The organism is Parabacteroides sp. AM58-2XD (genome assembly GCF_003463685.1).
Lineage (GTDB): Bacteria > Bacteroidota > Bacteroidia > Bacteroidales > Tannerellaceae > Parabacteroides > Parabacteroides segnis.
The window spans coordinates 1-2,089 of record NZ_QSDP01000213.1; the positions used below are offsets into that span (position 1 = coordinate 1).

General features: G+C 38.5%; 2 protein-coding genes. Both read left to right on the forward strand.

What is annotated here, in order from left to right:
- Nucleotides 1-165 precede the first annotated feature (165 nt).
- The gene (locus tag DXA15_RS24845; protein WP_128135823.1) at nt 166-924 is read left to right on the forward strand and encodes a DNA-binding domain-containing protein; all 759 of its coding nucleotides are present in this window, start codon (nt 166-168) and stop codon (nt 922-924) included.
- A gap of 367 nt (nt 925-1,291) precedes the next feature.
- The gene (locus tag DXA15_RS24850) at nt 1,292-1,537 is read left to right on the forward strand and encodes an NVEALA domain-containing protein (RefSeq protein WP_128135824.1); all 246 of its coding nucleotides are present in this window, start codon (nt 1,292-1,294) and stop codon (nt 1,535-1,537) included.
- Nucleotides 1,538-2,089: the final 552 nt, after the last annotated feature.

Here is a 2,089-nt window from a genome sequence, read left to right on the forward strand (position 1 = left end):
AAATAATTTATTATATATATTAACACCTGAAGAACTTTTTACATATAGTAAAAACAATAAAACGTCAGAAAAAATATCAAAATTAATAAAAGACACAAAAGAAGATGATAATCCAATAATCATAAAATGCAAAATCTCATAATAATAACCTAAATACATATTACCATGAGCAACAAACTCCAAGGCTGGTTAGCCCCCAACACACTGACAGAAGATCCGAACGACCGTATCTTAGTACTCAACTCCGCCGGTACGGTTGACAACGAACAACTCTACGAAGACATGCGCGAAGAAGACACCGGCCTGCGCCGGGAAACACTCGTTCACGTAGTCACCCTCTACGAACGAATCGTGGCACGAGCTTTGATGAATGGGCACAATGTCAACACCGGATTGTTCTACGCCGTTCCCCGCTTCATCGGACCGGTCGAAGATGGACAATGGAATCCGGCAAAAAACGACATCTACGTCGCATTCACTCAAAACCGCGTCCTGCGCGAAGAAATACGAAATACCAAAGTTGAAATCCTGGGTGAAAAAGCTGACACTATTTATATCACCGGCGTTCAGGATTGCAGCAACAACATAAAAGACGGACATATCACGCCGGGACGTAACTTCCGCATCACCGGTTCGCGTATCCGCATCGAGGGAACAGACGAAAAGGTCGGTATCACCTTCCGCAACCTGGCAGACGACACGGTGACAAAAGTTACTTCCGACATGTTCGGTACAAACAATCCTTCGGAACTGATATTCATCGCTCCCACAGGGTTGACTGACGGAGAATATGAAATGACGGTGACAACGCAATATTCAGGAAATACGCAACGTTTCCTAAAAACACCACGCAGTATTAACCGCATCGTATATGTGGGTGCCGTCAAAGGAGAAGAGGGTGGTGACAGACCTGAAATTGAATAATACAGAACAACTGCTTTTGTTTGCATTCCCTAAACACTCCTGTTTGGACATCACAAACAACCGTGTTTAGGGAGCATAAACAGGGGTGTTTAGATAACGCAAACAAAATAGTTTATTTTTATGTAACCTGAGAGCAAGTTCTGTCAAGGAACAAAAAGGAAGTCTGCCTAATAGCCTGACAACCGTTACGGCAAACTTCCCCGACTGCTCTCCTAAAAAGAAAGGAGGTATATCAAAATCACTTAAAATCAAGAAACAGAATGATATTAGTATCAAATAAAACTTATATCATTCGAATATCTAAGCCCAAGAGAGTAGGCAAAGATAGAAAATTAACTGAATTACAAATTAAATACCAATTAAGATCATGAGGAAAAAGATCTTTGGGGCAGTTCTTATCGCTGCTATGGCCGTTGCAGCCGGCTGGAATTACCAGCAGAACAAACAAAGTGTTGAGCTCTCAGAGCTAGCACTAGCCAATGTGGAAGCGTTGGCAAGAAATGAAGGTTCTACAACAAAATGTTGTCCTGATCCAGGGGACCAATGCGTTCTATCAAGTGGAGACATCTTAGGTGACCAAGATGAATATCCCAAAGATAAGGTATGCCCATAAATTAACGTATTCGCATTTCACCATGTTAAATTTTAGATTTAACAATCATTCTTATAGTAAGTTCTATCAGATTTTGAATTCTCATCAAGTACTGCATGAGAAAAAATACAGAACTTACCCTATATGAATATAAATGCGTTGGCAAACAACGAAAGTTCTGGCACTAAATGTTGTTCTACTCCCGAAGATTTCAATTATATTTCTTCTAGAGAGATACTTGTAGACTATGAGATATATTCCATAGATCATCCATATATCTAAAACAACAACAAAGTTCAGAATACAAATAACAAAATTGGGGTGTAAAAACGACCTTATTCTCGTTACTTGACACGAGATCACACTAGAAGCAACAATATATAAGATCTGTGTTTTGTGACACTATGTCAAGCAAGTGAGGATAAAGAATTTTGACACCCCAACTTAAAAACATAAAAATTATGAAAAACATCAATTACATTATTTTTTTATTATTACTTATCAGTTGTTCAGATAAAAGTAACGAATTAATAGAAATAAGTCATGCAAAATATTTTAACGATAAGAATTTTA

Excerpts from the sequence above, each read along its gene's own strand:
- DXA15_RS24845 (WP_128135823.1), top strand. The coding sequence starts at position 166 with ATGAGCAACAAACTCCAAGGCTGGTTAGCCCCCAACACACTGACAGAA.
- DXA15_RS24850 (WP_128135824.1), top strand. The coding sequence starts at position 1,292 with ATGAGGAAAAAGATCTTTGGGGCAGTTCTTATCGCTGCTATGGCCGTT.